The organism is Micromonospora sp. NPDC005215 (genome assembly GCF_040607915.1).
GTDB lineage: Bacteria > Actinomycetota > Actinomycetes > Mycobacteriales > Micromonosporaceae > Micromonospora.
Window position 1 is genome coordinate 341717 of record NZ_JBEXHQ010000001.1, and the last position, 24526, is coordinate 366242.

Annotated in this window: 18 protein-coding genes; 12 read left to right on the forward strand and 6 right to left on the reverse strand. The window is 71.3% G+C overall.

Annotated elements, in window-relative coordinates; all coding sequences use genetic code 11:
* Positions 1-17: 17 nt before the first annotated feature.
* The gene (locus ABZU25_RS01650) at positions 18-1241 is read right to left on the reverse strand and encodes a helix-turn-helix domain-containing protein (RefSeq protein WP_355027368.1); all 1224 of its coding nucleotides are present in this window, start codon (positions 1239-1241) and stop codon (positions 18-20) included.
* Between the two features lie 636 nt (positions 1242-1877).
* Here ABZU25_RS01650 and ABZU25_RS01655 point away from each other — a divergent pair.
* The 5 genes from ABZU25_RS01655 (at position 1878) to ABZU25_RS01675 (ending at position 6435) form a co-directional block, all read left to right on the forward strand.
* A complete protein-coding gene (locus ABZU25_RS01655) occupies positions 1878-2120 on the forward strand; it encodes a hypothetical protein (RefSeq protein WP_355027369.1) in 243 nt (80 codons plus the stop codon).
* Positions 2121-2667: 547 nt separating this feature from the next.
* The gene (locus ABZU25_RS01660) at positions 2668-3471 is read left to right on the forward strand and encodes an HAD-IB family hydrolase (RefSeq protein WP_355027370.1); all 804 of its coding nucleotides are present in this window, start codon (positions 2668-2670) and stop codon (positions 3469-3471) included.
* 179 nt (positions 3472-3650) lie between these two features.
* Entirely contained in the window at positions 3651-4547 is an 897-nt protein-coding gene (locus ABZU25_RS01665) for a hypothetical protein (protein WP_355027371.1), read from the forward strand.
* Positions 4544-5908 carry an isoprenylcysteine carboxylmethyltransferase family protein gene (locus ABZU25_RS01670; protein ID WP_355027372.1) on the forward strand — a complete coding sequence of 455 codons (1365 nt, stop codon included), beginning with the start codon at positions 4544-4546 and terminating at the stop codon, positions 5906-5908. The genes ABZU25_RS01665 and ABZU25_RS01670 overlap by 4 nt, the downstream gene beginning before the upstream one ends.
* The gene (locus ABZU25_RS01675; protein WP_355027373.1) at positions 5803-6435 is read left to right on the forward strand and encodes a TetR/AcrR family transcriptional regulator; all 633 of its coding nucleotides are present in this window, start codon (positions 5803-5805) and stop codon (positions 6433-6435) included. The genes ABZU25_RS01670 and ABZU25_RS01675 overlap by 106 nt, the downstream gene beginning before the upstream one ends.
* 7 nt (positions 6436-6442) lie before the next feature.
* Here the strand turns inward: ABZU25_RS01675 and ABZU25_RS01680 are convergent, their stop codons facing one another.
* Positions 6443-7189, reverse strand: a complete 747-nt coding sequence (locus tag ABZU25_RS01680; protein WP_355027374.1) for an oxidoreductase — start codon at positions 7187-7189, stop codon at positions 6443-6445.
* Between the two features lie 293 nt (positions 7190-7482).
* Here ABZU25_RS01680 and acs point away from each other — a divergent pair, with 293 nt between their 5' ends.
* The 4 genes from acs to ABZU25_RS01700 all read left to right on the forward strand — a co-directional run bounded on the left by acs (position 7483) and on the right by ABZU25_RS01700 (position 16411).
* A complete protein-coding gene (gene acs / locus ABZU25_RS01685) occupies positions 7483-9447 on the forward strand; it encodes an acetate--CoA ligase (protein WP_355027375.1) in 1965 nt (654 codons plus the stop codon).
* A gap of 267 nt (positions 9448-9714) precedes the next feature.
* On the forward strand, positions 9715-12510 hold the full coding sequence (locus ABZU25_RS01690) for an immune inhibitor A domain-containing protein (RefSeq protein ID WP_355027376.1): 2796 nt from the start codon (positions 9715-9717) through the stop codon (positions 12508-12510).
* A 341-nt stretch (positions 12511-12851) separates the two neighbouring features.
* On the forward strand, positions 12852-15302 hold the full coding sequence (locus tag ABZU25_RS01695; RefSeq protein WP_355027461.1) for an immune inhibitor A domain-containing protein: 2451 nt from the start codon (positions 12852-12854) through the stop codon (positions 15300-15302).
* Positions 15303-15478: 176 nt separating this feature from the next.
* A complete protein-coding gene (locus ABZU25_RS01700; protein ID WP_355027377.1) occupies positions 15479-16411 on the forward strand; it encodes an alpha/beta hydrolase in 933 nt (310 codons plus the stop codon).
* A 4-nt stretch (positions 16412-16415) separates the two neighbouring features.
* On the opposite strand, the gene ABZU25_RS01705 is transcribed toward ABZU25_RS01700, so the two are convergent.
* Positions 16416-16781: a hypothetical protein gene (locus ABZU25_RS01705; protein ID WP_355027378.1), complete on the reverse strand. Its 366-nt coding sequence runs from the start codon at positions 16779-16781 to the stop codon at positions 16416-16418.
* On the reverse strand, positions 16778-19660 hold the full coding sequence (locus ABZU25_RS01710) for an SseB family protein (RefSeq protein WP_355027379.1): 2883 nt from the start codon (positions 19658-19660) through the stop codon (positions 16778-16780). The genes ABZU25_RS01705 and ABZU25_RS01710 overlap by 4 nt, the downstream gene beginning before the upstream one ends.
* A gap of 152 nt (positions 19661-19812) precedes the next feature.
* Here ABZU25_RS01710 and mycP point away from each other — a divergent pair, with 152 nt between their 5' ends.
* Complete coding sequence (mycP, locus tag ABZU25_RS01715) at positions 19813-21036, forward strand: type VII secretion-associated serine protease mycosin (protein WP_355027380.1); 1224 nt, start codon at positions 19813-19815, stop codon at positions 21034-21036.
* 85 nt (positions 21037-21121) lie between these two features.
* Here mycP and ABZU25_RS01720 read toward each other — a convergent pair whose 3' ends face one another.
* The gene (locus ABZU25_RS01720) at positions 21122-21415 is read right to left on the reverse strand and encodes a WXG100 family type VII secretion target (RefSeq protein ID WP_355027381.1); all 294 of its coding nucleotides are present in this window, start codon (positions 21413-21415) and stop codon (positions 21122-21124) included.
* Between the two features lie 22 nt (positions 21416-21437).
* Entirely contained in the window at positions 21438-21758 is a 321-nt protein-coding gene (locus tag ABZU25_RS01725; protein ID WP_355027382.1) for a WXG100 family type VII secretion target, read from the reverse strand.
* A 292-nt stretch (positions 21759-22050) separates the two neighbouring features.
* Here ABZU25_RS01725 and eccE point away from each other — a divergent pair, with 292 nt between their 5' ends.
* Positions 22051-23982 (forward strand): type VII secretion protein EccE, encoded by a 1932-nt coding sequence (gene eccE, locus ABZU25_RS01730; protein ID WP_355027383.1) that lies wholly within the window; start codon positions 22051-22053, stop codon positions 23980-23982.
* Positions 23983-24043: 61 nt separating this feature from the next.
* Entirely contained in the window at positions 24044-24430 is a 387-nt protein-coding gene (locus ABZU25_RS01735; RefSeq protein ID WP_355027384.1) for a phage holin family protein, read from the forward strand.
* Positions 24431-24526: the final 96 nt, after the last annotated feature.

Here is a 24526-nt window from a genome sequence, read left to right on the forward strand (position 1 = left end):
GCCTAGATGGGCTGGGTTCAGTCGAGCACCCTGAGTCGCTGGGCCAGGCCGACCAGTTCGGCTGAGGGCTTGCCTCGCTGACGGCGGATCCAGGTCAGAGCGAGTTGGCGGCTGAGAAAGTGGTGGCGGACCTGCTCGGGTGCCATCTGTTCGGCGTCGAAGATGACGGTCTGGGCGTCGTCGACCCGGTTCCACGAGCTGTAGGCGCGGGCGACTTCGAGTGCGTGTCGGACTCGGCGTTCCATCGGTAGCCCGGCGGTGTTGACGCGCGGGCCGAGGTCGATGGCGACTTGCAGGTCGCCCAACTCGGCGGCGGTGGCGACGCGGTGGATGGCGACGTTGGTCGGACCGAACGCGGTCCAGAGGTGGTTGGCGTCGGCTCCGAGTTGGCCGGCGGCATGGTCGGCGGCGGCGAGGAAGGTGCGGGTGGTGGTGGCGTCGTTGGCGCGGGCGGCGGCCATGGAGCCAGACAGAAACAGCGTTCCGTAGACGGAGAGAAGCGCTGGTGTGGCGTACTTGAGGTGGGGCTCAAGGTAGCTGGCGGCGTCCTCGATGAAGCCTACCGCTTCGGTGTAACGCCCGGTGGCGTGCAGGGCGTGACCAACCGAGCGGAACAGAGAACCGGTGACAAGAGGGTCACCCGTGGGTCGGACGGCGGCTAACCCGCGATCGGCGGCGATCCATGCCAGGTCGCTCTCTCCGAGCTTGGTGAGCTGGGTGGCGGCGAGTTGGTACGCCAGGCCGAGGAGCCGGCGGGCCTGGTCTTGGTCGTCACCGTCGTGGTGGTCGGCCGCGGCCTGGGCGCGGTGCAGCAGGTCGGGCAGCCGACCGGTGACGTACCCGAATCGGGAGTCCTGGTAGGCGTCCCAGAGGGCGCCTACTTCCTTCTTGAGGACGGCGATGTTCGATGGCTCAGTCTTCGTGCCGCCGCTGAACGAGCTGAAGGCGCGGTAGTTCATCAGGGCGGCGCGCAGGGCGGGGACGGTCGTGGTGCCGCTGTCGCCGTTCCAATCGAGCAGCCCGGGTTCGCCGAGCAGGTCGCCGAGGGCGACGTCCAGGACTTCGGCGAGGGACTTGATGACAGAGAGCCGGTCCAGCTCGATCCGGTTGTTCTCGATCTTGCCCAGCCAATCGGCGGTCCGGCCGATGAGTCCGGCCAAGACTTCCTGCGACAGGCCGCGTCGGTAGCGGTACCAGGCGACGCGTTCGCCGATGGTCAGGTTGTTGGTTCTTCCACGCACTGGTTCACCGTCTCCCCTCGCCCGGGTGCGACCCCGGAAGGATTTTCCGGGTATTCGGGCGGCATGTGCCACAACCTGGCTGCATGACAGGGCTGAACGCATCGAACAACTGCCAATCCTGCTCGGGAGCGGACTGGAAGAACATCTTCGACCGCACCGCCGTCCGGGCAAGCGGAGGTGGTGCGGATCGGACCCGTGCCATCGCGCGCTGGAATTGCCTGGACTGCGCGGGTTCCGGTCGCGCGGCTACCTGCTGAGGCAGGCCCGGGGTGGTTGCTGGCGTGGGACCGCGACCCGAACGACGGCCCGTAAATGGCCCGCCCGCCTCGGCGCTTCGCACACCGACGCCGCGCCGGCCGGGTGTCCCCGTTCCGGGTGACCTGGTGCTGATTGACGGTAGGGCGTCGGTGCAGTTCGACGGCGATCGGGCTCTGTGGCTTCGGGTGACCTCGGTCTGCGACAAACCGACGTACCACGGCTGGGTGTGGCTGAGCGGCTACTCCATTGTCCTGGCCACCGGTAAGGCCCTGGCGCGGCGCGAGGTCTTCGTCCAGATCACGGGTCTTCAGATCCAGCGACAGACGACTGACAGTGCGCCGCCCCGCAGCAACACGGCGCCAAGGACGAGGAGACGCGGTGTTTGACGTTCGGGTACGACTCGGCGCGGTGCTGAACATCGACGCGGTCGATCGCCTTCTGCCGTCGGACGGGCCGGTGCGGTTGTGGGTGACCGGGGTACGGCTGGGGGCCAATCGCCCACCCCACGACGAGTGGATCTGGGTCGAAGGGGTCAAGCTCTTCCCGTCAGGCCGCCGTGGCCCGCAAACACAGATCCTGGTACGCGCGAGCAAGCTTCGACCGGAGGGCTCAATCCAGTGACCGTCTCCTCGTTGGCGCGACCGGATCGAAACGGCCGGAAGCAGCGGGCAGAGTTCCGATCGAAGCGGCGGCGGTGGCGCACTCCGCGGCGGCACAACACACAGGCCCGAGGACTAGGCCGCCCGGCGCGGCTGGCCTTCGCTGACGATTCGCGTAATTTTCCCCGTCACCCCGACCGGCCGACCCGGGAGACGCATTGGCCGGGAGCGCTCCCCCGGAAAGGGACGACCCCCGTCGGGGGGAGACGGGGGTCGTCGAAGGTTCGGCTCCGGGGGGGTCGAGCCGAACCACTCAGCGGCCACGGGGGGTGCAACCGCTGAGGGTCTTTGTCTGTTTCGGGGATGTGAATGCTCGTCGTACGGACAAGTCTGCCTGAGCGGGCCCGTCACGTCGAGTGGTGTCGACCCCACTCACTGCGAAAATCTCCTCGCGGAGTGTGAGCGTGATCACGCAGAGCGGGATTAATGGTGCCAGCCCGCAGGTCTGGGAGGGTGGCCTGACCCCGGGCACCCGCCGACGATAGACCATCCGGCTAGACTTTCGCGCCGTGGGCCGAAGTGCCGCTTTCTTCGATCTGGACAAGACCGTCATCGCCAAGTCGAGCGCCCTGGCGTTCGGTCGGCCGTTCTACCGGGACGGGCTGATCACCCGGCGTGACGTGGTCAAGTCGGCGTACGCGCAGCTGATGTTCCGGCTGGGCGGCACCGACGAGCAGACCATGGCCCGAACACGGGACTACCTGGCTGCGCTCTGCAAGGGCTGGCAGGTGGAGCAGGTCCGCCAGATCGTCGCGGAAACACTGCATGAGCTGATCAACCCCTATGTGTACGCCGAAGCCGCTGTCCTGATCGCGGAGCACCAGGCCGCGGGGCGGGATGTGGTGCTGGTTTCGGCGTCCGGCGAGGAGATGGTCCGGCCGATCGGCGAGTTGCTCGGGGTCACCGACGTGATCGCCACCCGGATGACGGTTCGGGACGGCCGGTACAGCGGCGAGGTCGAGTTCTACGCGGCCGGTCCGAGCAAGGTCGAGGCGGTCGGCGAGTTGGCTGCCGCCCGGGGTTATGACCTGGCCGAGTCGTACGCCTACTCCGACTCGTACAGCGATCGCCCGCTGTTGGAGTGCGTCGGTCACCCGAGTGTGGTCAACCCGGACCGGCAGTTGCGCAAGCTGGCCTCGGAGAACGCGTGGCCGGTGCTGGAGTTCCGGCACCCGATCCCGTTGGGCCGCCGCCTGCGGGAACGACCCGCCGTCCCGGTGGCCGCCGCGGCCCTGGGGGTCGGGGTGGGCGTGGCCATCGGTATCGCCTGGTATGGCCGGCATCGCCGGACCCGCGCCGCCGCCACCGCCTGACCGGTCCGGCCTGCGCGACCCTTCCCGCGGTTCCCTCGTGCCGACACACGTCGCCGGAGCGACGGTGAGTGCGGCCCTCGTCACCCGCACCGTGCCCGCTCCCGCCCAATCACCCGTTTGAGCGATCGCTCAAGTAGTCGTATGCTCCGTTTGAGCGACCGCTCAAAAAGGGAGGTCACATGACTCATGACGATGAACCGCAAGCAGAGCGAACGGCCGCGAACTGGGTCCTGGCCGGCCTGATCATGCTTTTCGGGCTGGTCGTCTTCATCGGGGTGGTCGGTCAGGGTCGGGCCGACAGCGCAGTGCTCTTCGTGGCGCTTCCGGTGCTGCTGGCCGCCGCCCTCGCGCTCACCCCCCGCCCGACGGCCCACGGCAGGGTCTTCGCGGCCACCACGATGGCCCTGCTGCTGGCGGCGGTGGTGCTGCACGAGGGTGCGGTCTGCGTCCTCCTGGCCGCCCCACTGGTCTACGCCGTGGCGCACGGCACCACCGCGCTGATCCGCGCCCTACGGGAGGCCAACCGGCCGTACGTGTTCGCGGCCGTGCCGCTGCTGCTCCTGCCCGGCCTGGAAGGCAGTGGCATCGCCGGCCGGGTCGACCCGGAGCAGACGGTCGAGGTGACCCGGGTCGTCGGGCTCCCCATCGACCGGGTGGCTGAGCACCTCGCCGCCGGCCCTCGCCCGACCACCGTCCGTTCCGCACCGCTGCGGCTGCTGGGCGTGCCCACACCGGGGCAGGTCAGTGGCGACGGGCTCAGCCTCGGCGACCGGTGGATGTTCGGCTACCACGGCAGTGCGCACGGCCCGGGGGGCCACCTGCTCGCCGAGGTGGACGACGTCGCACCGGGGCGGGCCGGCTTCCGCTTCGTCGAGGACAGCTCCATCACCGCGCGCTGGTTCACCTGGCGGCACGCGGAGCTGAGTTGGCGGGCGATCGATCCGGGGCACACCGAGGTCCGGGTCCAGGTCGACTACGCCCGGGGCCTGGACCCGTCCTGGTACTTCGGGCCGGTGCAGCAGGTGCTGCTCGGTGCCGGGGTCGGGCACCTGCTCGACATGCTGGCGTTGGAGTGACGGTAGCCCGCTGGCTGAGCCTGGCGCTGCCGCTTCTCGCCGTGCTCGCCGTCGGTGCCCGGGTGCGGGACCGAGCCTCCCGGGCCGCGGGGCTGTTGGCGTTCGTCGCGGCCGGGATCGGCATCGCCGTGCTGCACGAGGTCGCTCGCCGAACCGGCTGGTACGCGTTCGCGCCGGTCGACGGCGCGTTCCGGGGGATGCCGGTGGACCTGTGGATCGGCTGGGCCGTCCTCTGGGGTCCGCTGCCGGTGCTGCTGCGCCGGGTGCTGCCGCTGCCGGTCGCGCTGGGTCTGCTGCTCTGGGTCGACGTGGTGGCGATGCCGGCGCTGCACCCGCTGGTCCGCCTCGGCCCGTACTGGCTCGTCGGGGAGGTGGTCGGGCTGCTCCTGGTGGCCCTACCCGCCCAACTGCTCGGTCGGTTCTGCGCCGACCGCCGGCACCTGGGCGCGCGGACGCTCCTCCAGGTCGGAGTCTTCGCCGCCCTGCTGCTCTGGTTCCTGCCCACCCTGGCCTTCGAACTGGGCGACGGGTCGTGGGCCGGGCTGACCGGGCTGCACCGCGCCGGGCTGCTCTTGGTGGCGCAGCTGGCCCTCCTGGCGGCCACGCCGGCGCTGGCTGCCGTCGCCGAGTTCGCCGTCCGGGGCGGCGGCACGCCGTACCCGTGGGACCCGCCGCGTCGTCTGGTCACCACCGGCCCGTACGCCTACCTGGCCAACCCGATGCAGCTCAGCGCCGTGGTGGTGCTGCTGTTCACCGCCGTGGTCACCCGGAGCGTCACCCTGGCCCTGGCGGCGGTGTCGGCGGGCGCATTCGGAGCGGCGGTGGCCGGGCCGCACGAGCACCACGATCTACGGGTGCGCTACGGCGACTCCTGGCGGGCGTACCGGGGGCAGGTGCGCGACTGGTGGCCTCGCTGGCGGCCGTACTCCGCCGGGCCACCGGCGGTGCTCTGGCTGGACGACGACTGCGGGCCCTGCGCGACCACCTGGCGGATGCTGGCCCGGCGGCACCCGGTCGGGCTGCGGATCCGACCCGCCCGGGAGCACGAGCGCGTGCTGTGGCGAGCCGAGTACGTGGGCGGCGACTGTCACACGGAACGGGGGGTGGCCGCCGTCGCCCGCGGACTCGAACACGTCCACCTCGGTTGGGCGGTGGCCGGCTGGACCCTACGACTGCCCGGGGCCACCTGGCTCGCCCAACTGGTCACCGATGCGATGATCGCACCGCCGCACCCGGCCCGCCCGCGAGGAGAGCCATGTCCGACACCAAACAGCGCCTTCTCGACGGCACCATCGCCGCCATCCGGGAGCACGGCATCGCCGGCGTCTCCGCCCGTACCATCGCCGCCGCGGCCGGGGTGAACCAGGCGCTGGTCTTCTACCACTTCGGCACTGTCGACGACCTGCTCGCGGCGGCCTGCCGAGCCAGCACAGCCGAGCGGGTCGAGCACTGGTCGGCACGGTTGGCCTCGGCCGGTTCGCTGCGCGATCTGCTCGCCGTCGGGCGGGCGCTGCACGACGAGGAACGCCAGCTCGGCAACGTCACCTTCCTGGCCCAGATGCTGGCGGGGGCACAGGCGGACCAGCGGATGGCCGCGCCGACCGCCGCGGCGCTCCAGCTCTGGGTGGACGAGATCGAGGCGGTCCTGCGCAGGCTGCTCGCCGGGTCACCGTTCGCCGAGGTGGCCGACGTGCCCGGCCTGGCCCGCGCGGTGTCGGCCGCGTTCATCGGGCTGGAACTCTACGACGGGGTGGACCGGGCGGGGGCCGACCAGGCAATGGCCGCGCTCGACCAGCTCGCGCTGCTGCTGGAGATCGTCGACGACCTCGGGCCGATCGCCCGCCGAGCGCTGCAAACCAAGGTCAACCGCGCGGTACGGCGGGAGTGACAGCGGCTCACGCGGCGGCGAGGATCTCGTCGCCGATGACGGTGAGCTGGTCGGCGCCGACCTCGACCGCGCTCAGGTAGTGACGCAGCCAGGAGCGCAGCCCGTCCGGGGTGCCGGTGGCGAAGGCGCCGGCCGAGCCGACGTACTCGGGCTCCCGTTCGCGGTGCCCGACGTCGACGGCGAGCAGCCCACGCGGGTCGAGGCCGCTGGCGAGCAGCACCAGCCGCGCGGCGCCACGGGCCACCACGCCGGACGGTCCGGCGAACGGGCGCAGGTTCAGCAGCTCGCCGTGCACCACGGCGGCGAGCACCAGCGGCGAGACCGTGGTGCCGCCGGCGACCAGCCCGGCCAGCCCGTCCAGCCGGGTGGCGACCACCGGGTCGGCCACCGGGCGGCCCAACTCGGCCTCCGGCACCAGGTCCCGGGCGGCGAGCACGTGCAGTTTCGCGAGAGCCTGCCGTGGGGCCTTCGGCCAGAGCTCACTCAGGCCGGGCAGCGCCCCGGCGACCCGCAGCGCCCCCTGAAGCACGGGATCGGTGACGGTGCCGGCGCGGACCGCCTCGCGGTCGTGCCCGGCCCCCTCGAGGGCGGCGCTGGCCACCGCCGAGCGGAGGCTCACCTCGGCCGCGACCTGTCCACCGTGCCGGCGCAGCGCCCGATGCCCGAGCGCCTGGTCGAACCGTTCGCGGGCACGCTCGACGGCGGCGGCGATGTCGGCGAGCGCGAGCAGGGGTGCGAGCGGGTCGGTGGTCACCCCGCCACGCTAGCGACCCGGCCCGGCCCGGCGGGTCGCACCCGGCCACAGCGCGACCCGGACCACCCGACGCATTCACCCCGGGGCAGGCCGGTTCGACCCAAGCCAAGGCCAAGGTCAACGCGGGCTTGGTGATGTCGGGGGGACGGGCCGTCGGGCGAGGGACGGGCCGTCGGGCGCGCGGCGGGGGCCGCTCGGCGCGACCGGGGCGGGCAGCGGTCGCCGGCCGGAGGACCCGGGACTACCCTCGTGCCCAGCGAGACGCAGGTCACCCGAGGACGAGGAGTCACGGCATGAGCGAGGCATTGGCCAATCTGCTGAACGAGACGCGCCAGTTCCCCCCGCCGGCCGAACTCGCCGCGCACGCCAATGTCACAGTCGACGCGTACGCGGAGGCCGACACCGATCGCCTCGCGTTCTGGGCGGAGCAGGCCGACCGGCTGGCCTGGTCGAAGAAGTGGGACGAGGTTCTCGACTGGTCGAACCCGCCGTTCGCGAAGTGGTTCGTCGGTGGGCAGCTCAACGTGGCGTACAACTGCCTGGACCGGCACGTCGAGGCGGGCCGGGGCGACAAGGTCGCCATCCACTGGGAGGGCGAGCCGGGCGACACCCGGACCATCACGTACGCCGACCTGCACGAGCTGACCTGCCGGGCGGCGAACACGCTGACCGAGCTGGGTGTCACGGCCGGCGACCGGGTGGCGATCTACCTGCCGATGATCCCGGAGGCGGCGGTCGCGATGCTGGCCTGCGCCCGGATCGGCGCGGCACACAGCGTGGTCTTCGGCGGCTTCTCCGCCGACTCGCTGAGCAACCGGATCCAGGACGCCAGCGCCAAGGTGGTGATCACCGCGGATGGCGGCTACCGGCGGGGGAAGCCGTCGGCGTTGAAGCCGACAGTGGACGAGGCGGTGGCGAGCTGCCCGTCGGTGGAGCACGTGCTTGTGGTCCGCCGTACCGGCGAGGACGTGGCCTGGTCGGCGAAGGACCACTGGTGGCACGAGACGGTGGAGACCGCGTCGGCCGAGCACACCGCGCAGCCGTTCGACGCCGAGCACCCGCTGTTCATCCTCTACACCAGCGGCACCACGGCCCGCCCGAAGGGCATCCTGCACACCACCGGCGGGTACCTGACGCAGGCGTCGTACACGACGCACGCGGTCTTCGACCTGAAGCCGGAGACGGACATCTACTGGTGCACCGCCGACATCGGCTGGGTCACCGGCCACTCCTACATCGTGTACGGCCCGCTCTCCAACGGTGCCACGCAGGTGATGTACGAGGGCACCCCGGACACCCCGCACAAGGGCCGCTTCTGGGACATCGTCGAGAAGTACAAGGTCAGCATCCTGTACACCGCTCCGACGCTGATCCGCACGATGATGAAGTGGGGCGAGGACATCCCGGCCGGCCACGACCTGTCGTCGCTGCGGCTGCTCGGCAGCGTCGGCGAGCCGATCAACCCCGAGGCCTGGATGTGGTACAGGGAGTTCATCGGCGGCGGAGCGCTGCCCATCGTCGACACCTGGTGGCAGACCGAGACGGGCGCCATCATGATCTCCCCGTTGCCGGGGGTGACCGCGACCAAGCCAGGATCGGCGATGGCCCCGCTGCCGGGCATCGTGGCCGACGTGGTGGACGACCAGGGCCAGTCGGTGCCGAACGGTGGCGGCGGCTATTTGGTGCTGCGCGAGCCGTGGCCGTCGATGCTGCGCACCATCTGGGGTGACGACAACCGGTTCATCGAGACCTACTGGAGCCGGTTCGACGGCATGTACTTCGCCGGTGACGGGGCGAAGAAGGACGACGACGGGCACATCTGGCTGCTCGGCCGGGTCGACGACGTGATGCTGGTGTCCGGGCACAACATCTCGACCACGGAGGTGGAGTCGGCGCTGGTGTCGCACCCGTCGGTGGCCGAGGCGGCGGTGGTGGGCGCGACCGACCCGACCACCGGGCAGGCCATCGTCGCGTTCGCCATCCCGCGCGGCAGCACCGACATCGCCGGCGACGCGGCTGAGCGGCTCATCGCCGAGCTGCGCAACCACGTCTCGAAGACGCTCGGGCCGATCGCCAAGCCGCGGCAGATCATGCTGGTGCCGGAGCTGCCGAAGACCCGCTCCGGCAAGATCATGCGCCGGTTGCTGCGCGATGTCGCGGAGAACCGGTCGCTCGGCGACGTGACCACCTTGCAGGATTCCTCCGTGATGGACCTGATCTCGTCGGGGATGAGCGGAGCCAAGTCCGACGAGGACTGACGGCAGGCGTACACACCGGAGGGTGGCGGTCCGTGCGGACCGCCACCCTCCGTCATTTCTTACGGGTACGACCCACAGCGTCCCGCCACTGTCACATCGGTCGGTCGGGGGAGCCAAAAGAAGCTGAACGGACCAAGCGGTGGGTCACCACTGTCCTTTCGGCCGGTTGTGATTTAGGTTCACGCAGGTTGGAACAATTCGACGTTCATCACATCGATGGTCGGAGAGTCCAACGTCCTCCTCCCCATGCCCGAGAAATGGAGCGGCATGAACCACAAACCGCAGTCCGGGTCGCGCCGACGACTACTCGTCGCGCTGCCCGCCATCGCCCTCGCGGCCACGTCACTTACCGTGACGGGCAGCGCGGCGGCCCAGTCGTCGTCCCCGACGCCCCGGGCGGTGATCGGCGCGGATGAGCACTACATCAACTACGCCGAGCCCGAGGTGCAGCCGGACACCACCGGCCGCGAGGTGAAGGGCAAGGGCGGTGTCTACACGCCCGCCGTCGAGTCCGCACGCGCGTTCGACCAGAAGCACGCGCGAGGCAACCCGGTCACCGCCAAGCAGCTGGCCAGGATCGAAGCGAAGTCGATCCAGACCGGCAAGAACCCCCGCAAGATCAAGCAGGCGCCGACCACGCAGACGGCGAAGCTGTTGACGTTGCTTGTCGAGTTCAACGACAAGGCCAACGACGACTTCACCGACGTGATGGTCCCGAAGACGGTGTTCGAGGACCGCACCTGCGTGCCCGGCACCGTGCAGAACGGGCCGAAGCACAACAAGATCCCGGACCCGTCGAGGCTGCCGCACGAGGACAACAACTCGATGTGGGTGCCGGACTTCTCGCCGTCGCACTACAACAAGATGCTCTACAGCAAGAAGGGCATCACCGAGCGGGTCCGTACGGACCTGCGGGGCCCGGACGGCAAGAAGGGCATTGACCTCTCCGGTCGCACCATGCACAACATGTACCTGGAGATGTCCAAGAACGCGTACACGGTGGACGGGCAGTCCAGCCCGTGGATCTCCGTGCCGCACTCCGAGGGCTGGTACGCGGCCAACCGCTGCTTCCAGGACGAGACCGGCGCCTGGGTCGCCGGCCGTGAGCAGTCGATGAACGGTCACCCGGACAACCCGGCCGGCGCGGGCCGGCTGGCGACCGACGCGATCGACGCGCTCGCCGCGAAGGACCCCGCCTTCCCGTGGGCGGACTACGACATCGAGGACCAGGCCGACCGCGACGGTGACGGCAACGTCTACGAGCCGGACGGCGTGATCGACCACCTCGTGCTGGTGCACGCCGGGCAGGGCAAGTCCCGTGGCGGTGGCGCCGAGGGTGTGTACGCCGTGTGGGCGCACTCCTCCTCGGTCGCCGGTGGCTACAGCATCCCGGGCACCAACCTGAAGGTGTCGAACTACATCGTGCAGCCGGAGGACGCCGGGGTCGGCGTCTTCGCCCACGAGTTCGGTCACGACCTCGGCCTGCCGGACCTCTACGACACGTCCGGCAACGCCGACTCCGACGTGGACTTCTGGGACCTGATGGCGTCCGGCTCACACTCGGGTGAGATCTTCCAGGCGCTGCCCACGCACATGGGCATCTGGGACAAGTGGGTGCTCGGCTGGGCCGACCCGCTGACCATCCGTCCCGGATCCAACCCGCGTGAGGTGAAGCTCGGGCAGAGCTCGCGTACGCCGATCGACTCCGAGGACGGCATCAAGGTCGACCTGCCGGACAAGGTGACGACGCTGGCCACGCCGCACAGCGGCACGAAGATGTGGCACAGCAACAACGACCAGAGCTGGGCCGACGTCAAGCTGAGCCGCTCGGTCAACGTGCCGGCCGCCGCCGACCCGAAGTTCTGGATGTGGAACAACTACATCATCGAGGAGGACTGGGACTACGGCTTCGTCGAGCTGTCGACCGACGGCGGCGCGTCCTGGACCGAGCAGAAGGTGTACGACGAGGGCGGCACTGTCGTCACCACGCCCGACGGCTACCCGGACCCGAACGGCCGGATGAACGACTTCGGCGGCAAGAAGTACGGCCTGACCGGCAGCACCGACGGCTGGCGTCACGACTACGTCGACCTGTCGGCGTACGCGGGGACGACCGTCCAGGTGCGGCTGCGTCTCGCCACCGACGAGGCGTTCGAGGAGCGCAACTGGTTCGTCGACGACTTCTCGGTCACCGGCGGCGGCGCCACCACGTGGAGCGACGACGTCGAGGGCGGCGACAACGGTTGGACCGCGACCGGTGGCACCTTCGTCGACACCACCGGCGCTGGCTGGAAGGTCGCCAGCGGCACCGAGATGCACGCCCAGTACTACCTGGCCGAGTGGCGCAACTTCGACGGCTTCGACAACGGCCTGAAGTACGCGTACGACACGATCTACTCGCACGAGGCGTGGAAGGTCGACCGGATCTCCTACAACGCGCCGGGCATGCTGGTCTGGTACCGGGACACCGCGCTCGGCGACGTCAACCACGTCACCGGGCAGATGACCGCCCTGCCCAGCTACGGCGCGAAGGGCGGGTTGCTCATCGTCGACTCGCACTTCGACCCGTACCGCCGCACGGGTGAGGCAGCCGTGAAGGACCCGTCGGTGACGGACAACCTGCCCAGCCGCCCGCAGTCGGCAAACGCGGCCTTCACGCTCCAGAAGACGTACCCCTTCACTGAGTGCCTGGAGGCGGCGGACGAGCCGTACAGCGCGTACTGCACCAAGTTCAAGGCGCAGGCGCCGGTGAAGTCCTTCACCGATGCCAAGACCTGGTACCCGGGCATCGAGATGCGCGACGGGGCCGCGTACGCGCGGGACAACGACGCGTCGGTGGTCGTTCCGTCCCGGAACAACGCGCCGTACACCACCCGGGTCACCCACCCGGACGGCAGCCCGGCGCCGGAGTTCTACGGCGTGACCCTGGGCGGCGGCGCGATCGTGCTGGGCACCGGCAACCCCGGTGACGCGGGCGTGAACTTCGGCGTGTCGCTCACCGTCAAGAAGGCCGCGAAGGACAACTCGTCCGCCACGATCTTCGTCACCCCGGCGAAGAAGTGACGCGCTGCTGAGCGGTAGCAGATAACAGCGGTTGGTGGGGCCGGTGGCGGAGACGCCTCCGGCCCCACTGTCGTACATCGATCACACCTATCGAAATGTGCCGTTGCGGACCGGGACGGCCGGTCCGCCGCTGGTCAATCTGGCTGATGAAGCGCTGGGGTGTGACGGTGAAAAGCATTCCCAACAAAATCTTGCAACAAATCGACGCGTTCGTCTTCCCACCCGTCCCAGCAGTAACTATGTTCACCCTTGGTCCCACTCGTGGGATCGATCTCCCACCGGCCCGTACCCCCGTGGGGCCGGTTCCCTCACACCGGAGGTACCACGTGCGCAAAGTCGCAGTGGGTCTGCTCGGACTCTCACTGACGGCGACGGGCCTGTTCTACGGCCCGTCCGCCTCGGCGGCGCCGCAGCCCAAACTGCCGGCGGCACCGGCCGCCGCGGAGCCGCAGGCGCTGAAGGACGAACTCCCCGACAAGCTCGAGGACAAGCGCCGCGAGCTGCGTGAGCAGGGCCTCGCCGACGTGTTGAGTGGGCGCAGCAAGCCCATCGAGCGCAATGGCAGCAAGGTCGTCAAGGTCGGCCAGGTAGGCAAGGCGAGCACCGCCAAGGCCAACGCCCGCACGGCCGGCACCGACCCGGAGCCCCGGGACCAGTACGTCGAGCTTGAGCGTGAGCGGACCGACAAGATCTTCGTGATCCTTGCCGAGTTCGGTGACGAGCGGCACCCGTCCTACCCGGACAAGGACACGAACCCGGACATCGCCGGGCCGGCGACGTTCCAGGGGCCGCTGCACAACAAGATCCCCGAGCCCAACCGGGCCGTGGACAACTCCACCATCTGGCAGCCGGACTTCAGCCCGGAGCACTTCCGCCAGGTCTACTTCGGCACCAACCCGGGCGACGAGTCGCTCAAGCAGTACTACGAGGCGCAGTCCTCGGGTCGCTACACCGTCGACGGTGAGGTGACCGACTGGGTCAAGGTCCGGTACAACGAGGCCCGCTACGGGCGCTCCGACGACCCGATCCCGGACCCGCTGCCCGGCCAGCCGGTGGACCCACGGGACGATCGGGCTGTCTGCGCCGACAACGTGTGCTCGAACACCTGGGCGCTGGTCCGCGACGCCGCCAACCAGTGGGTCGTCGACCAGAAGGCCAAGGGCCGGACGGACGCGCAGATCGCCGAGGAGATGCGGTCCTTCGACCAGTGGGACCGGTTCGACTACGACGGTGACGGCGACTTCAACGAGTCGGACGGTTACATCGACCACTTCCAGATCGTCCACTCCGGCGGCGACCAGGCCGACGGTGACCCGCAGCAGGGTGAGGACGCCATCTGGAGCCACCGCTGGTCGGCGTTCAACAGCTCGCCGGTCGGCCCGCCGAACCTTCCGATCGGCGGCACCGAGATCGGCAACACCGGCGTCTGGATCCGCGACTACACGATCCAGCCGGAAAACGGCGGCCGCAGCGTCTTCTACCACGAGTACGGCCACGACCTGGGCCTGCCGGACGACTACGGACCCGCGGACAACAACAACGAGCACTGGACCCTGATGGCCCAGAGCCGGCTCGGCGCCAAGAACGACCCGGCGATCGGTGACCGCGGCGGCGACCTCGGCGCGTGGAACAAGCTCCAGCTCGGTTGGCTGGACCACAAGATCTTCGTCGCCGGCCAGGACAAGAAGCAGGAACTCGGGCCCCAGGAATACAACACGAGCAAGGCCCAGGCCGCCGTGGTGGTGCTGCCGAGGCGGGAGTACACCTTCAACTACGGCCCACCGATCGAGGGCGCCAAGCAGTACTTCTCCGGTAACGATGACAACCTCGACAGCAAGATGACGAGGACGTTCGACCTCACCGGCAAGTCCTCCGCGGCACTGTCGCTCAAGGGCAAGTACAGCATCGAAGCCAACTACGACTACCTCTACTTCGAGGCGTCGACCGATGGCGGCCAGAGCTGGATCGACCTGAACGGCACTGTCAACGGTCAACCGATCGGCGTCGACGGCGCCGGCCGCCCGGCCCTCTCCGGCAGCAGCAACGGCGCCTGGACGGACATCAACATCCCGCTGACCGCTGTCGCCGGCAAGTCGGCGCAGGTCCGCCTGCACTACGTCACCGACGGTGGTGTCTCCGAGGGCGGCTTCTTCGGTGACGCGATCACCGTGACCGCCGACGGTCAGACCGTGTTCAGCGACGGCGCCGAGACCGACGCCGGCTGGACCCTGGAGAACTTCCAGGTGGTCGGCGCTACCTACACCCGGCTGTTCGACAACTTCTACATCGCCGGCAACCGGTCGTACGTCTCGTACGACAAGTACCTGAAGACCGGCCCGTACTTCTTCGGCTACGCGAACACCCGCCCGGACTGGGTGGACCACTACGCGTACCAGGAGGGCCTGCTCATCTCGTACTGGAACACCCGGTTCTCCGACAACAACACCGCGCCGGTGTCGGCGTCCAACCCGGGTGGTCACCCGGGTGAGGGTCGCAACCTGTACATCGACGCGCACCCGGAGCCGATCTACAACCTGACCGGTGCTCCGTGGCGGGCCCGGGTCCAGGTCTACGACGCGCCGTTCAGCCTCAAGAAGGCCGACTCGTTCACCCTGCGTCTCAACAGCCAGCCGCAGTACATCCGCGGTGAGGCTGCGCAGCCCCTGTTCGACGACACCAAGAAGTACTTCTACGAGGAGCTGCCGAACCACGGCGTCAAGCTCCCCGCGACCGGTGTCAAGATCAAGGTTCTGGAGCAGGACGGCACCTCGATGAAGATCCGGATCTTCTGACCGACGATCCCGCACCACCCAGCGGCGCCCGGGCAGCTTGTCTGCCCGGGCGCCGCCCTTTGTCCAGCCGACACCGGGACGGCGCCCGGCGCACCCGCAGGGGACAACCCGGGCTTCTCCCTGTTCAACGCGACCACCAGGGCCGCCGACGGCAACCGGGTCCTAGGCTGTCTGCCATGACCGACCAGCGCGGCGGAGTCGTCGACGAGTCCTGTGTCCTCACCGAGGGGCCGTGGACGCACCGTTTCGTCGGCGCCAACGGCACCCGGTTCCATGTGGTCGAGGCCGGCACCGGGCCGATGGTGCTCTTCCTGCACGGCTTCCCGGAGCACTGGTGGGCGTGGCACCAGATGCTGCCGGCGGTTGCCGACGCCGGCTTCCGGGCGGTCGCCGTCGACCTTCGCGGCTACGGCGCCAGCGACAAACCACCCCGGGGGTACGACGGTTACACCCTCGCGGCCGACATCGCCGGGTTGATCCGTGCGCTCGGTGAACGGTCGACGACGATCGTCGGCAGCGGCGTCGGCGGCATGGTGGGCTGGACGGTGGCCTCCTTCCACCCGGCCCTGGTCCGCCGGCTCGTGGTGTTGGGGGCACCACACCCGCTGCGACTGCGCGCCGGCATCTTCGCCGACCCACGCGGGCAGTTCGCCGCCTCCACCCCCGCGCTGAAGTTCCAACTACCCCGCTACGAGCACGTACTGACCCGGGACGGCGCGGCGGCCGTCGCGGAGATCCTGCGCCGCTGGGGCGGGCCACGCTGGGTCGCCGGACCGGACTTCGAGGCGTACGCCGAGCGGTGCCGGGAGGCGATGTGCATCCCACAGGCCGCGTTCTGCGCGTTGGAGGGCTACCGCTGGGCGTTCCGCTCGCTGCTGCGGCTGCACGGCTACCGATTCGTCCGTCTCATGCAGAAGCCGCTGGCCACCCCCACCCTGCAACTGCACGGCGCGCTGGACGCCACCTCCCTGCCGCGTACCGCGCTGGGCTCCGGCCGCTACGTCGTCGCCCCCTACGAGTGGCGGCTGCTCGACGGGGTGGGGCACTTTCCGCACCTGGAGGCGCCGGAGTTGGTGCTCGGCGAAATCCTGCGCTGGGCCAAGAGCTGACCGCTCAGACCCGCTGCTCCCGGAGGTCGGTGACCTCGGAGGCCGGCGCCCACCCCTGGTAGACGCCGAAGTCGAAGACTTCCAGCCGCATCGCCTCAGCCACCGGCCAGCGGCCACCGGTGTATTCCACCCGCAACCAGGCGTCGTGCTCACCGAGCACGATGAACGGCTGCCCCTGCCAGGTGCAGGTGGTCCGCACGTACGCCAGGTCCTCGATCTCGCTCGTCGGCAGCACCCGGACGTACCGGCCGGCGCGGACCTCCTCGAAGCCCTCGCCCGGCTCGCGTTGGTAGAGGCGGATGGTGTCGCCATCCGGGCTGGCCTGGTATTCCCGGCCCTGCCACCGGGCCACGTAACCGTCGCGCATCACGCCTCACCGACCCGTCGCCAGACCACCGTGTCGGTGTCCAGTTCGGCGATCACCCGCTCGGTGCCGTCCGCGCCGATCCGCCACAGCTGTGTGCCGTGCGGGAGGCGCGCGCTGTCCACTTTGAACTCTGCTACCACGTCGCTGCTCTCGCCCGGGGCGAAGCCGTTGCCCCGGAACGGGGGACGCTCGATGACCCAACCCTCCATGGCCCGCATCGCCGGCTCGTTCTGACCGCCGTAGGGAATCCGGTAGAGGCTCGGCCGGTGCGCCGGCCAGCGCAGCACGTAGATCTCCTCGGCGTCCCGGGCGAACGGCGAACCGGGGTAGCTGAGGCCGAGCGCGTCGTAGACCTGGGCGGGCGTGGTCAGGTGGGCCAGCTCACCGGCCCGGTGCACGAAGCCGGAGACCCGGTCGTACCCGCGATCCAGGTAGTAGGCGAGCTGGCTGGGCGCCACCGCCTTCTGCATGACCGTCGGTCGGGTCGGGTCGACCGCCGCTGGAGCGTACCGGGGACGGGCGGTGGGCTCGACCACGGCCGGCGCTTCCTCCGGGTCCACCTCCAGGTCGTCACCGAGCCCCACCTCGGCGGACCAGTTGGCCAACGCGACGATCTGCTCACCGGGCAGCTTGGCACCGACCGGGGTGCCCGGGTTGACGGCGAACGACCAGTCCTCGTCCGGCCACCGCCGGATCAGTTGGGCGAACTTCACGCGGACGGTGACCACATCGCCCTCGACGTGGTCGGCGAGGCGCTCCGGTGACGTGTAGACCACCACGTACGTCTCGCCGTCGAGCTGCGCCGTCCGCCAGACGAAGCCGGAATCACCGGGGCGGCTGCCCGGCAGCGATTCCGGTGCCGCCGGTAGCAGCACCCGGGCCAGCAGCAGGGTGGACAGGAACGTGTCGGTGCTGCCGGCACCGGCGGCACCGAGGAGGTCCTCCTCGACGGTGTTGGCCGGCTCGAACTCGACCGGGGCCGGTTCGTCAGCGGGTGGCGGCTGCCCGGAGCCGTCCGCGATCGCGCTCTCGCCGCTGTCGACCCGATCCGCGCCGGTCACGCCGACCGACGCGCCGTCGATGTCGGTGCGATCGCCACTGACCGGGACGCCACCGCGGTCATCGGTGTGCCCGCCGCCCGTGCCGACACCGCCCAGGCCGTCCGCAGTGTGACCGCCGCCCACCGGCCCGCTGAAGGGCTGCGTCGATGGGCTCGGACCGGGGTTGGACGACGCGGGACCGGACGGGCGGGGACCGAAGGACGACGGACTGAACAGGTCCGGACCGGTGGGCGCCGGGTCGAACGGGCGCGGGGCGGCCTCGGCGGGGCGGGGCTGCCGGGTCGCGTCGAACGGGCCGCTGGTCTCGACCGGGTCGGTGAGGTCGCGGGACTCGATGATGGTGCCCTCGATGACGATGGGCGTGAAGCCGCGGCGCGGCGCGGGCGGGCTGGAGACCGGTTCCGCGACGGCTGCCGACAACTCCTCCACCGGCTCGAATCGGCTCGGCCGGTCGCGCGGGATCGCCTGGGTCTGGTCCGCCGACGGGCTGGGCCGCTCCGGCGCCCGGGTCCGCGGCGGCTCACCCGTCATCCGGAAGGCGCGGGTCGGCTCCTCAGCCACGGGGCTGGGTCGGCGCGGCGGCAGGGGCTGGGTGATCTCCTCGCCGGGTGCCGGTGCGCGTACCCCTCGGGGCGCACCGAGGTTGCCGGTCGGCGACCGCAGCGGCCGGGTGGCGTCCGGATCCGTCATCGGGAAGGCCCGGGTCGCGGTCTCCTCGGCCGGCCCGTCCGCCGGGCGGCGGCGGGGGAAGGGCTGGCTGCCTCGCCCGAATCGGGTCGGTGGGGCCGCTCGGTCAGCGGAGCGCCCCTCACCCGGCGGCGGGTCCGACGCCCGTTCCCGGGCGGTGGTGGGTTCGAAGAAGGAACGCCGAGCGGCCTGGGGAACGCCGTTGCCGTTACCCGCTGCCAGGCCGTCCGGGTCGCTCGGTCGGTTCGCTGCCGGCCAGCCCACGCCCGGTCCGGGGGCATCGGCCGGACCGACACCGGGACGGTCGGCGGGCGCCAACGGTGTGAACCGGGATGGCCGGCCGGTGCGGGGCAGGGCGCCGGTGCCCAACGCGCCGGGTTGGGGCCTGTCACCCGGGCGCCGCTGACCGGCGGCGGGCAGGTCCTCGTCGCCAGGTCGGCGCGACGGCTCGACGGGGCCGGGCGTCCGCGCCGCCGGGCCGGGCACTGGCGGTGCGCCGGCCGCCCGGGGCGCCGGACCCCACGCGGCCCTCCTAGGCGGGACCGGGGCAGGGGCGACCGGGGCAGGCGGGACCGGAGCAGGCGGGACCGGGGCAGGGGGGACCGGGGCAGGCCCAGACGGCGTCGGACCCGTCGCGGGAGGCGAGCCGGCAGCCGGTGCGGCGTCCCGACCGGGCGCGCCGGTGCGGGTACGGGCCAGAGTCTCCGCCCGCTCCAGCCGAGCGCGGGCGCCCATGGCGCGGCCGGGCAGGCGCACGTCGCCCCGGGAGAGTTGAGACACGAACCAGGCCGGCAGGTAGCCCTCGACCGGCAGACCCGGGTTGACGGCGAGCCACCACTCCTGGTTGGGCCAGCCGACCGCGAGGTCGGCGAAGGGCACGCGCCGGTTGGTGCCGGAGTGCTCGCCGAGGCAGACCCGCAGTGCGGCGGCGGACGTGAAGGCCAGCACGTGTGTCCGGCCACCGGTGGTCCAGGTGCCCCACCCGGCGGGTGCCTGGCCGGGCTGCGCCGGCGCGGAGACCGGCAGCAGCAGATCGGTGCGGGACAGGAGTCGGAAGTAGAGCTCCTGGTCGTTGGCGCGCAGCGCGTCGCGCATCGCCACCTCGGCCTCCGTGGCCGGCTCCCATGCGGTCACGGCCACCTCCCCTTCCGAGAACAGGCCACAGGTATCGCGTACAACCTACAAGGTGGTACCAAGATCACAATGTCTGGCCGTCGGCGGCCAACCGGGGCGCGGGCGAGGCGATAACATCCCGTCCCGGAGCCGACACGATACGGAGGCTGTCGATGTCCCGATCGATCACGCGCCCGGTCCTCGCAGGTCTGGCCGCGAGCCTGCTGACCGTACCGGCCCTCCCGAGCGCCACCGCCACCGCCAGGCTCCGGACGGCACCGGCGTGCGCGACCCCACTCGCCCCGGTCCGGCCGGTCACGGCCACACCGTGGCCACAGCAACGGTACGACCCGACCCGCCTCGCGCCCCTGGCCACCGGCGCCGGGGTGACCGTCGCGGTGGTCGACTCCGGGGTGGACCGGGTGCACCCCCAGTTGGCCGGGCGCGTGCTGGCCGGCACCGATCTGCTCGACCCCGGCGGCGACGGCAGGCGGGACTGCGCCGGGCACGGCACCGGTGTGGCGAGCATCATCGCGGCGGCACCCCAGCCCGGGGTCGCCTTCCACGGCCTGGCGCCGGGTGCCCGGATCATGCCGGTGCGGGTGAGTGAGCAGCAGGTGGTGCAGGGGCGGGAGTCGGGGCGTACGGTCAGCGCCGACGAGTTCGCCCAGGCCATCCGGTGGGCCGTGGACCACGACGCCGACGTGGTGAACCTGTCGGTCGTGTTGTACGCGGACGACCCGGAGGTCCGTTCCGCTGTGCGGTACGCGGTCGACCGGGACGTGGTGCTGGTGGCCGCCGCCGGCAACCTGCACGACGGCGGGGATCCCCGACCGTTTCCCGCCGCCTACGACGGGGTGCTCGGCGTGGGGGCGATCGGCGCGGACGGTGGGCGGGCGGCCTTCTCGCAGACCGGTTCGTACGTCGACCTGGTCGCACCGGGCAGCGAGGTGCTGACCGCCGCCCCCGGGTCGGGCCATCATCAGGTCGAGGGCACCAGCTACGCCGCGCCGTTCGTGGCCGCCACCGCCGCGTTGCTGCGCGAGTACCGGCCCGAGTTGACTGCGGCCCAGGTGGCGGAACGGATCATCGCCACCGCCGATCCGGCTCCCGACGCGGGCCACGGCGGCGGGTACGGCGCCGGCGTGCTGAACCCGTACCGCGCGGTCACCGAAACCAGCGGCAGTGGCGCGGCCGATCCCCGACCGGTCGCCGTGCTCGCCGCCGACCGGGCCGACCCGGCGTTGCTGGCTCGCCAGGCCCGCCGGGCGACCGCGCAGAAACGCGCAGTGCTGGTCAGCGCGGCGGTCGGCACGGTGACGGCCACCGTGGCGCTGCTCGCCCTGGTGGTGCCCCGCGGCGCCCGCCGACGCTGGCGCCCGGCCGACCCGGCCTGACCCCGCCAGCTGACCGCCCGGACCGACGCCCTGCGGCGGCCGGGCGGCGGACCGGGACACGGTCAGCGCTCCCGACCCGCCGTGCTCACTGGAACAGCCCGGTGTTCTTCTTTTCGGTGTCCAGGTAGTCGGAGGCCGAGTCGTGCACCGCCAACTTGATGTCCCGCAGCATCGCCTGGAGATCCTGCGAGGCGGACCGCCACCGCGCCTGCCGCTGCTCGTAGGCCTGACGGGCCTCGCCCGTCCAACTCGCCACCAGCGGGGCGGCATCTCGTTCGAGTTGACCGAGCTGCGAGTCGAGCGTGTTCAGCGCCTTCTGGATGTCCGCGCCGGCCTGGTGGAGCGCGGCGAAGTTGACGACCAGCACACCATGGTCCATCGGATTTCCCTCCCGAGCGGGATCAGAGCGGCAGCTGGATGCCGCCGCGATTGGTGCCGGCAACCCGGCTGGCCACCTCGTCGTCGGAGCCGTCGTACTGCCGGCCGGCGGTGCGGATCGCCCCGGCGGTCTCCCGCAGCGCCCGGTGCAGCGCCGCCTGGTCCTGGGACCACTGCTGCTTGACCTGCTCGAATGACCGGCCGCCGGCACCACGCCAGGCCTGCTGCAACACCTGCAGCTCGGCCAGCAGGCCGGTCAGCATGGACTGCAACGACTGGTCTACCTGCTCGAACTTCGCGGCGGTCTGCTGCATCACCGCGGCTTCTGCCTGGGTCTGGGACACCCGGACGTCACCTCGTCTCCCTGATCGCACCTTGGCCGTCGACGCGCCCGCCCTGTGAACGCGTCGTTCGCTTGGCCCGGTCGTCGAACACTGAGACGCGGGTCAGCGATGACTTCGTGGCTGACGGTAGCGGCCTCGTTGCGGTTCTGCTACCCCTCCCGTCTCCCCTGTGGACAACCACGTGAGCCATCGGTCGCTTACGATGTGCCGCAGCCACGTCGCGGCGTGTGACGGGCCGTCGCGGGGCGGGCCGGCCGCCCGACACGGTCCCCCCACTGGTCGAGGAGGCACGGTGCCGGCGATCACCACCGGAGGGCCGCACCCGACGACCCCGATCGGGTCCGGGCCGAGCGCCACCCCGCCAACAGTCGGGCCGGGTGAGCCGGCCGGGTCGGGCCGACCCGCCGAGGTCAGCCTGGACCCAACCGGTCCGCGCACACCCCGTCGCCGGTCACCCCTGGACCGCCGAGCCTGGTCCGATCGGCGGGCTGGCGCCGGGGTACGGGCCGGTCAACTGGTTACCGCGCAGGTCGCGGCGGCGCTCGTCCTCACCGCCCTCGGCCGGCCCGCACCCGTCATCGTCGTGGCCACACTGGTGGCCGTGCTGCTGCTGACGGTCGCCGGGGTCCGGTTCCGGGGTCGGTGGCTCTTCGAGTGGCTGGGCACCGCCCTCGGGCACCTGACCCGCCGCCGGGCGCTCGCCGGGCCGACCGGAGCGGCCGAACTGCTCGACCTGGTCGCTCCCGGCACCGTCGTCCGCTCGACCGAGCTGACCGGCGGCCCGGCCGCCGTGCTGGAGGACACCGCGGGCATGGTGGCGCTGCTGGAGCTCGGCGACCCCGGTGACCTGCTCGGCGACGTGTCCCGGGCGCTCCCCGTGCCAGCCGCGTTGCTGCCCCCGGCCGGTCCCGACGTGCCCCCGCTGCGGGTCCAACTGCTGCTCGCCGGGGCACCGGCACCGGTGCCGGCCGCGGGTGGCACGGCCGGTACGTCGTACCGGCAGCTCACCGACGGGCGGCTCGCCGGGCGGGAGCGGGCGGTGGTGGCGATCCGGGTGCTGCGGGTGGACGGCTGGTCGGAGGAGGACCTGCGCCGGGTGCTCGCCGGCACGGTACGTCGCGTCGTCCGCCGGTTCGGATCGCTTACCGCGCGGCCACTCGGCGTACCCGCGGCCCTGCGCGTCCTGGCCGAGCTGGCCCACCACGACGGCCAGCCGGTGCGGGAGTCCTGGCCGGCGCTGCGGTCCGGCACGCTGGTGCAGGCCACCTTCCGGCTGGTCCAGTGGCCGGAGGCGGACGCTACGGGTGGGCGGCGGCTGGTGCCCCGGATGCTCGCCCTGCCGGCGACCGCGACGACAGTGTCGATCACGGCGGGTCCGTCGCCGAGCACCGGTGCCGGCCCGGCGCCGACCGAGCTGACAGTGCGGCTGGCCGCCACGACGGCGACCGAGCTGACAGCGGCCTCCGAGGCGCTGCACCGCCTGGTGACCGACCTGGGCGGGGAGCTGCGTCGCCTCGACGGCGCCCACCTGCCCGGGCTGGCCGCCACGCTGCCGCTGGCGCTGACCGCACCCGGGGCGCGGCCCCGCATCGCGATGGACGACTGGGAGCTGACCCTCGGCGACGCGGGCCTGATGGTCGGCGCGAATCGGCACGGCCGAGCCGTCACCGTGCGACTCTTCCGGCCGGAGAGCACCCGGGTGCTGCTGGTCGGCGGGGTGCGCGCGGCCCAGTTGGTGACCCTGCGCGCACTGGCACTCGGTGCGCTGGTGGTGGTGCAGACCGCACGGCCGCGCGCCTGGGAGCCGTTCGTCCGGGGGGTGGGCGCGCCGGGCGGGACGATCCCGCTGCTCCCGCCCGGTCGACCGGTCGCCGACGGGGTGGGGACCGCCCTGCGTCCGTTGCTGCTGGTCGTCGACGCCGGGCCGGTGTCGGCCGAGGCCGAGCCGGGTCCGCCGTGGCGGGCCACGCTTGTCGTACGGGACGAGTTGACCTCAGCCGACGTCGACGCGTTGAGCCGGGCCGACCTCGCGTTGCTGCAACCGCTGGACGCCAACGAGGCCGCGCTGGCCGGGGCCGCCCTGGGGCTGGGCGGCTCGGCCGAGTGGCTGACCCGGATCCGGGACGACATGGTCGCCGTGGTCAACCGGCGGGCGCTGCGCTGGGCGCTGCTCTCCCCCACGCCGATCGAGTCACAACTGATCGGGCGGCCGTCGCGCGGCTGATCGACCCGCCTGGTCATCTGCCGGGTTACGCCGGTGCGAGGTCCGTGGCACGATCCCCGCCATGGGTTTTCTGAAAGGTCTGCTGATTCGGCTGGCCAGCACAGCGCTGGCATTCTGGCTGGCCACACTCCTCATTCCGGGCATCTCTCTGGAGTCGGACTCCGCCGTCGAGACGGTCACCACGCTGCTCCTGGTGGCGGTGATCTTCGGCGTGGTCAACGCGGTCCTCCAGCCGGTCATCAAGACCGTCGGCTGTGGCTTCTACCTGCTGACCCTGGGTCTCATCGCGCTGGTGGTGAACGGGTTGCTGTTCCTGCTCACCAGTTGGATCGCCGACCAGGCCGGGCTGCCGTTCACAGTTGACGGTTTCTGGCCGGCCGCAGTGCTCGGTGCCCTGTTCGTGAGCATCGTGACCTGGATCCTCGGCGCCGTCCTCGACCGGGACTGACCGTCCACGGGTCAGCACCGATCCGGCCCGCCGAGGGCTGCGACCACGGCCGGCCAATGACCAGACTCTGGGAATTGGCCGGTCTGGCCGCCCACC